Below are 8200 nucleotides of genomic sequence, written 5' to 3'. Positions count from 1 at the left end.
GTCCTGACCCCACCCCACCCCAAAGGCTCGCACTTTCCCGGGAAAGCGCGAGATCGGGAACGGTACTTCGCAGGTCAGGGGTTTGCCCCTTCGCGCTTTCCCGGGAAAGTGCGAGCCTTTGGGGTGGGGTGGGGTCAGGACGCGGGAGCCACGCGCAGCAGTTTGTCGTCCTCGCCGTCGGACGTGGTGACGTAGAGGGCGCCGTCGGGCCCGCTGCGCACCGAACGCAAGCGGCCGTAGGCGTCATCGAACTCCGGCGGCAGCGCCACCTCGGTCACCGTGCCGGATTCGTCCAGCGTGAACAGCAGCATCTTCTGGCCCTTCAGCGCCACGACCGCGAGCGCGCCATCCAGCGGGCCCCACTGCTCGCCCGAGACGAACGCCGCGCCGCAGATCGCCTCGGTGATTTCCCCGGACGTCCACACGGGACTGACCGCGTCGGGAAACCGTTCGGTGTCGGTCATCGGGACGCTCTCGTCGTAGGAGTCCTCCGTGCCGCCACGGGAAGGGTCCCAGCCGTAGTTGCCGCCGGCCTTGATCAAGTTGACCTCGTCGTCGACGGAGGGGCCGTGCTCGGCGGCGAAGATCTGGCCGTTGACAGGCCGAACGGCCACGCCCTGAATGTTGCGGTGCCCGAAACTGTAGACGCGCTGCTGTGCGGGGTCGGGCGAATCGGCGAACGGATTGTCCGGTAGCGGTTCGCCCGTCGCGAGATCGATTCGCAGCACCTTGCCGCCGAGGCTCCCTCTGTCCTGGGGCACCGCTGCGGACGCGGAGTCGCCGGTGCCGACCAGTAGTTCCCCGTCCGGACCGATCGCCGGCCGGCAGCCAGAGTGCCGCCCGCTGGAGTTGACGGGCAGGCCGGTCAGCAGGTCGGTGATCCGATCCGCGCTGCTCCCGTCCTGCGACAGCGTCCAGGTCACCAGCCGCACGTCCACCGGCTGCCCGTTCTCCTGATGTGTCTGGCACGTGGTGAACCGGCGCGTCTCGGCGAAGTCGGGGTGTACGACGAGGCCCATCAGGCCACCCTCGCCCCGTGCGTACACGTCGCTCAGGTCGGCCTTGACCTCGGTGACCGTAGAGCCGGGCGTGGTCCCGGAGACCAGCGCGATCCGGCCGGGCCGCTGCGGGACGAGCACCTCGCCACTGGGCAGGAATCCGGTGTCCCACCCGTGCTCGAAACCCCCGGCGACCTCCTCGATACTCAGCGCACCCGCCGCCGCGCTGCTGGTCACGGGGGCGGGGCCAGGCACCTCCTGCGGATCGGCACTGCCGCAGGAGACGCCGAGGGCGGCAAGTGGGAGAAGCGTCGCGATTCCGGCTTTTCGTGCACGCATGCGAGTCAGCATCCCCGTCTCCGCGTCGGATCGCCGTATGAGACCGCCAAGCGTCGCGATTGCGTGCGCACGTACCCTGGGGACATAGCCCCTTACCCCTCTGGTCCAGGGAAGGGGTATGTCCGTGTGTAAGGGGAACCCTTGGCGATGACCAGCCCTGCTTGCCTTTCCGGACTGCTGTCCGCCGTCCTGCCCGATTCCGCGCTGCGTGGCGTCGTCGAGCGCGCGGGCGCCCCCCTGCTGGAACTGGAGGGGGCCACCGCCACTCGTCAGCTCGTCGCGGCCGCGCTGGCCGCCGAGGAGAGCGCGGGCGGCGCGGATCGGCCCGTGCTCGCGGTCACGGCCACCGGCAGGGAGGCCGACGAACTGACCGCGGCACTGGTCAGTCTGCTGGGGGCCGAGGCCGTAGCGGACTTCCCGTCCTGGGAGACGTTGCCGCACGAACGGCTGTCCCCGCGTGCCGACACCGTCGGCAGGCGGATGGAGGTGCTGCACCGGCTCACCCGCCCCCGCAACGGCGGGCTGCGCGTGGTCGTGTCCACCGTCCGCAGCCTGATCCAGCCGATGGCTCCCGGTCTCGGCTCGCTCGTCCCGATCGAGCTGCGGGTCGGTGAGGAACAGCAGTTCGAGGGCGTACTGGAACGGCTGGTCGAGCTGGCCTACACCCGTGTCGACATGGTGGAGAAGCGTGGCGAGTTCGCCGTGCGCGGCGGCATCCTCGACATCTTCGGTCCCACTGCCGAGCACCCGTCCCGGATCGAGTTCTGGGGCGACGAGGTCAGCGAGATCCGTGCGTTCGCGGTGGCCGACCAGCGATCGCTGCCAGGTGAGATCCAGGAGGTGGTCGCGCCGCCGTGCCGCGAACTGCTGCTCACCGACCAGGTCAAGAACCGGGCCCGTGAACTGGCCGAGACGCACGCGTCCGACGCGGCACTCGCGGAGATGCTCACCAAACTCGCCGACGGAATTCCCTGCGAGGGCATGGAAGCGTTGATCCCGGTGCTCTGCGAGGGCGAGCTGGAACTGCTCACCGACGCGATGCCGGAGGGCTCGCATGTGCTGCTGGCCGATCCGGAGAAGATCCGGGCGCGGGCACACGACCTCGTGCGCACCGGGCAGGAGTTCCTGGAGGCCTCCTGGTCGGTCGCGGCCGCGGGTGGCAGGGCGCCGATCGATCTCGGCGCCTCCGCCTACCGGGACCTGGAGGAGGTCGGGCGCCACGCCCGCGAGACCGGCCGCGCGTGGTGGACGCTGTCCCAGCTGACCAGTGAGCGCGACGTCTACCGGGTGTTGATCGAGGGCGTTGCCGGCTACCGGGGCGAGTTCGAGCGCGCGACCACCGATTTGCGGGCCCACACCGCGGCCGGTGGCGCGGCGGTGCTGGTGATGCCCGCGGCCGGTACGGCGGCGCGCGCGGTGGAACAGCTCAGCGCCGCCGAGGTGCCGACGACCCTGGCCGCCGACGGCCTCACCGAGCCACCGCGTGCCGGCGTGGTCACCGTGACCCGCGGCGCGATCGCGGACGGATTCATCGCTCCGGAACTCGCCTTGGTGGTCCTGAGCGAGTCCGATCTGACCGGCCGGGGCGCCACCGCAGGACAGTCCACACGGGACATGAACACGAAGATGCCGTCACGGCGGCGCGGTGGGGTGGACCCGGTCGCGCTGAAGTCCGGTGACTACGTGGTGCACAACCAGCATGGCATCGGCCGGTTCGTGGAGATGGTGCAGCGCACGGTCGGCGGTGCCACGCGGGAGTACCTGCTGCTGGAGTACGCATCGTCCAAACGCGGTCACCCGGGCGACCGGTTGTTCGTGCCGACCGATCAGCTCGACGAGGTGTCTCGTTACGTCGGCGGTGAGCTGCCGACGCTGAACCGGCTCGGCGGGTCGGACTGGAAGAACACCAAGGCCAAGGCACGCAAGGCGGTCAAGGAGATCGCGGCGGAACTCGTGCAGCTCTATGCCGCGAGGCAGGCCGCTCCGGGGCATGCCTTCGGGTCCGACTCGCCATGGCAGGCCGAGCTGGAGGACGCCTTCCCGTTCGTCGAGACCGGTGACCAGCTCGCCGCGATCGACGAGGTCAAGTCCGATATGCGGCGCAGCGTGCCGATGGACAGGGTCATCTGCGGCGATGTCGGCTACGGCAAGACAGAGATCGCCGTGCGGGCCGCGTTCAAGGCCGTGCAGGACGGCAAGCAGGTCGTGGTGCTGGTCCCGACCACCCTGCTCGCGCAGCAGCACCTGAGCACGTTCACCGAGCGGATGGGTGCGTTCCCGGTGACGATCAAGGGGATGTCCCGGTTCACCGATCCGCACGAGGCAGAGCAGACCATGGAGGGGCTCACCAGCGGTGAGGTCGACATCGTGATCGGCACACACCGCCTGCTGCAGACCGGTGTCCGGTACAAGGACCTCGGGCTGATCATCGTGGACGAGGAGCAGCGTTTCGGCGTCGAGCACAAGGAGCACATCAAGGCGCTGCGCACGCACGTCGACGTGCTCACCATGTCGGCGACGCCCATCCCCAGAACGCTGGAGATGAGCCTCGCGGGCATCCGCGAGATGTCCACGATCCTTACCCCGCCAGAGGACCGGCACCCGATCCTTACCTACGTCGGCGGTTACGACGACAAGCAGGTCGGCGCCGCGATCCGGCGTGAGCTGCTGCGCGACGGCCAGGTGTTCTACGTGCACAACCGGGTGTCGTCGATCGAGAAGGCCGCGAAACGGCTACGCGAACTGGTACCCGACGCGCGGATCGTCACCGCCCACGGACAGATGAACGAGCACAAGCTCGAGCAGATCATCAAGGGGTTCTGGGAGCGCGAGTACGACGTGCTGGTGTGCACGACGATCGTGGAGACAGGGCTGGACATCTCCAACGCCAACACCTTGATCGTCGAACGCGGCGACATGCTCGGGCTCGCGCAGTTGCACCAGCTGCGCGGCCGTGTCGGGCGTGGCAGGGAGCGCGGTTACGCGTATTTCCTGTACCCGCCCGAGACGCCGCTCACCGAGACCGCGCACGACCGGCTCGCCACGATCGCCCAGAACACCGAGCTCGGCTCCGGCATGGCTGTCGCGATGAAGGACCTCGAGATCCGTGGTGCGGGCAACATCCTCGGTGCGGAGCAATCTGGACATATCGCGGGTGTCGGTTTCGATCTGTACGTCCGCTTGGTGGGAGAGGCCGTCGACGCCTTCCGCAAGCACGCGGGCGCGGGTACCGGCGAGGAGGACGAGGCTCCGGCAGAGGTGCGGGTGGACCTGCCGATCGACGCGCACATTCCGCACGACTACGTGCCCGGCGAGCGCCTGCGTCTCGAGGCCTACCGCAAGATCGCGGCCGCGCCGGATTCCGACGGACTCGACGCGGTGCTGGACGAGCTGATCGACCGTTACGGGCAGCCGCCCGCCTCGGTGCGCAGACTGCTGTCGGTGGCGAACTTCCGCCACGGCTGCAGGGCTGCCGGGGTGACGGAGGTGTCGGCACAGGGGAACACGATCCGCTTCGCGCCGTTGCCGCTGGCCGACTCGCAGCTGGTCAAGCTCAAGCGCCTGTACCCGAAGGCGGTCTACAAGGCGGTCACGAACACCGTCTCGGTGCCCAAGCCCACGGAGGGTGCGGCAGGAGGCAGGATCGGCGCCCCGCCGCTGCGCGACGAAGCGCTCCTCGACTGGTGCGCCAAACTCCTGCAGAACCTCACCCGCCAACCGGCCCCCACCCCCGCCTGACGTCACCAGTGGGGGTGCGTCTGCAAGTACCACCAAGCAAGATCAACATCGTCGCTAAGTGCCACCAACCCCGATGCCGTCTCTGCGGCAGGCAGGGCGAGTTGGCTGTAGTTAGCGCCCGTGATGATCTTGCTTGGGCGTACTTGCAGACACTCCAGGCTGGTGAGTGGGGCGTGGGGTGGGTTCGCCTCGCGGGGGTGACCGCCACCTTGATGGGGGCTACGAATCGGCTGATTCGCCGCGCTTTCCCGGGAAAGTGCGACTCCAGACCGCGCGCTTTCCCGGGAAAGTGCGACTTCGGTCGAATGGTGACCACCCGGTCTTGCGATTGCCCTGCGGGGCTGTGAGAGGGTAAGGCCTGTGACGAGGATCATCGGTCGCCCTCGGGTGCTGCTTACTGCTGTTGCCACCGCTCTTGTGCTCGCCGGATGCGGGTCAGGACCAAGTCAGGCCACATCCGCCGCGATCGTCGGTGATCAGTCCATCGGCCTTGGCGAGGTTCAGCATGAGATCCAGTGGCTACTGGACAACGTGCCCGAAGCCCAGCAGGCCAAGCAGCAGCGCAAGTTCGACATCGAGTCGCGCAGGATCGTGCAGAGCCGGATCATCCACCAGTTGCTCACCGTCGCCGCGCAGCGCAACGGGTTGCGGGCCGACGACCAGCAGATCGCCGAACTGATCAACTCCAGCGGGGGGCGCGAAGCCGCCGCACGAGCCGTTCAGGTCGAACCGGACCGCCTCGACGACGTCGCCGGCGATCAACTGCTGTTGCAGCAGCTGGGCCAGAAGTTCGTCGACCGCCTCTCGGTCAGTCTGGTCGGCACCACGATCAGCAGTGAGCGTCCCGGCGCCACCGCCGAGGACCAGGCGCTCGATCTCGGCCACAAGATCGCCGCCGACCCCGCTAACGCGGCGGCGGTCATCCAGGCCGGCGGCCACCAGGTGCTGGACGAGCGATTCAGCCTCGCGGAGGCGCTCCAGGCCAGCCCTGAGCTCGCCGTCAGCGCGGTGTTCGGTGCGGCAGAAGGCACCGTTCTGGTTATCCAGCCCAGCAGTGAACAGACCGGCTGGCTGGTCGCTTCCGTGCAGGAGCGGACGGTGACCGATGCGGCCGACTCCGGTTCGGCTGCCGCCCAGCAGAGTGATCCGCAGATGCTGTACCGGGTCGGCCTGCGGATGTTGCAGCCGCTGGCCGGTGAACTCGGCGTACGGATCAACCCGCGCTACGGCGTATGGGACGAGACCGCGATGACCATCGCACCCAGCGAGGACGAGGTGACCGGCTACCAGTTGCAGCCGCGTACCGTGCAGCCATGACCGTGTCACCCCCCACCGTGGTGCTCGTCTCGGCCACGCTGCCGGGGGTGCTCCCGGCAGCCGCGTGGCCGGCGCTGCGGACGGCCGAGGTGGTGTTCGCCGCCGCGGACCTGCCCGAGCCGACGAGAACCCAGCTGGACGCCAAACCGGCGCCGAGCCCGGCCGAACTCGTCCGCCTTCCCGGGGTCGTCCTCGTCGCTGGCGACGCCGAGGAGCCCGGTGCGGCGGCGCTGATCGCGGCGGGAGCCGCCGTGCTCACAGTGCCCGTGCCGCCACTCGTGCGCGCAGCCGAGGTGATGGATCGGCTCCGGTCACCAGGCGGGTGCCCGTGGGACGCCGTACAGACCCACGACTCGTTACGCCAGTACCTCGTCGAGGAGACCTACGAGTTGCTCGACGCGATCGAGGAGGACGACCGGGGCGCCCTGCGCGAGGAACTCGGCGACGTCCTGCTCCAGGTGCTCTTCCACGCACGGGTCGCTACCGAGCACGAGGCCGACCCCTTCGGTATCGACGAGGTCGCGGACGAGCTGGTCACCAAGCTGGTCGGCAGGCACCCGCACGTCTTCGCCGACGGCGAGCGGGTGGACACGGCCGAGCACCAGCAGGTCCGCTGGGAGGAACTCAAGCAGACCGAGAAGCGCCGCGAGTCCGTTGTGGACGGTGTCGCGCTCGGTCAGCCCGCGGTCGCGCTCGCCGGCAAACTGGGGCATCGCACCGGACGCGCGGGCGTGCCGTTCGACCTGATGCCCGCCGCGACCGACGAGGCCAGCCGGATCTTCCGTCTCGCCGCCGCCGCGCGCAGGGCGGGGGCCGACCCCGAGGGCGGGCTGCGGTCCGTGGCCAAGGAGTTCGCCCTGCGGGTACGTGCCGCCGAGCGTGCGGCCCGCGCCGACGGTGTCGAACCCGCCGCATTGGACGCGGACGGGTGGCGTCGCTACTGGCCCACGTAACCTGAACGGGTGGTAGATCCCACTCCATCAGGTTCCGCCGCTCACGCTGGGGAGACCGGCGAGGCGCAGCAACCCCCACGCCGATACCTGGGCCGGATCCTGCTCGCGCTCGGACTGGTCGGGACCAGCCTCGTGCTCATCCTGACCATCGGGATTCACCCGTACGGCGACGGCGGTGGCGATGCCGACATCGTGGTGCAGGAGCGACGCCCGCAACCACGTGCCGAGGTTCCCCAGCGCGCCCGCGCCGCGCCGGAGGACCGTCTCAACGCCTCCGACCAGGCCGAACTCGACAGTTGGGCCGAGGAGGTCTCGGCGGCTACCGAGATTCCCGCCCGCGTGCTCGTCGCCTACGGCAGGGCCGAGATGTGGATGCGCTCGGCCGCACCGGACTGCAGGCTCTCCTGGGGCACGCTCGCCGGAATCGGCAGGGTGGAGTCGCGGCACGGCAACATCGGCGGTGCGGATGTCGGCACCGACGGGATGACCACCAAGCCGATCATCGGCGTCCCCCTCGACGGCTCGTCAGGAGTGCGGGCCATCCCGGATTCCGACGGCGGCAGGCTGGACGGGGACACCCGGTGGGACAGAGCCGTCGGGCCGATGCAGTTCCTCCCTGCCACCTGGGCGAAATGGGGCACCAGGGCCGGCAGGGACGGCGCCGAACCGGATCCACAGAACATTGACGACGCCGCGTTGTCCGCCGCCACCTATCTCTGCTCCGCAGGCGCCGACCTGAGCACTCCACAGGGCTGGTGGGACGCGGTGCTCGCCTACAACCAGTCGTTGGAGTACGGCCAGGACGTGTTCAGCGGCGCTGCCGCGTACGCGGCAGCGACCATTGGATAGGCCGGC

5 protein-coding genes are annotated in these 8200 nt (G+C 69.4%); 4 read left to right on the top strand and 1 reads right to left on the bottom strand.

Annotated elements, in window-relative coordinates; translation table 11 throughout:
• Positions 1 to 134: 134 nt before the first annotated feature.
• Positions 135 to 1337 carry a PQQ-dependent sugar dehydrogenase gene (locus D0C15_RS24910; protein ID WP_116050022.1) on the bottom strand — a complete coding sequence of 401 codons (1203 nt, stop codon included), beginning with the start codon at positions 1335 to 1337 and terminating at the stop codon, positions 135 to 137.
• A gap of 147 nt (positions 1338 to 1484) precedes the next feature.
• Here D0C15_RS24910 and mfd point away from each other — a divergent pair, with 147 nt between their 5' ends.
• The 4 genes from mfd (at position 1485) to D0C15_RS24890 (ending at position 8194) form a co-directional block, all read left to right on the top strand.
• Positions 1485 to 5075: a transcription-repair coupling factor gene (mfd, locus tag D0C15_RS24905; RefSeq protein WP_116049996.1), complete on the top strand. Its 3591-nt coding sequence runs from the start codon at positions 1485 to 1487 to the stop codon at positions 5073 to 5075.
• A 360-nt stretch (positions 5076 to 5435) separates the two neighbouring features.
• A complete protein-coding gene (locus tag D0C15_RS24900; protein ID WP_116049994.1) occupies positions 5436 to 6392 on the top strand; it encodes a SurA N-terminal domain-containing protein in 957 nt (318 codons plus the stop codon).
• Complete coding sequence (locus tag D0C15_RS24895; protein ID WP_116049991.1) at positions 6389 to 7345, top strand: nucleoside triphosphate pyrophosphohydrolase; 957 nt, start codon at positions 6389 to 6391, stop codon at positions 7343 to 7345. Before D0C15_RS24900 ends, D0C15_RS24895 begins: the two co-directional genes overlap by 4 nt.
• Positions 7346 to 7354: 9 nt before the next feature.
• Entirely contained in the window at positions 7355 to 8194 is an 840-nt protein-coding gene (locus D0C15_RS24890; RefSeq protein ID WP_245976206.1) for a lysozyme family protein, read from the top strand.
• The last annotated feature ends 6 nt before the right edge of the window (positions 8195 to 8200 follow it).

The sequence above is a fragment of the Amycolatopsis palatopharyngis genome, assembly GCF_003385185.1.
Taxonomy (GTDB): domain Bacteria; phylum Actinomycetota; class Actinomycetes; order Mycobacteriales; family Pseudonocardiaceae; genus Amycolatopsis; species Amycolatopsis palatopharyngis.
Note: the sequence above shows the minus strand (reverse complement) of the source record. Positions and strands in the feature narration are given on the sequence as shown.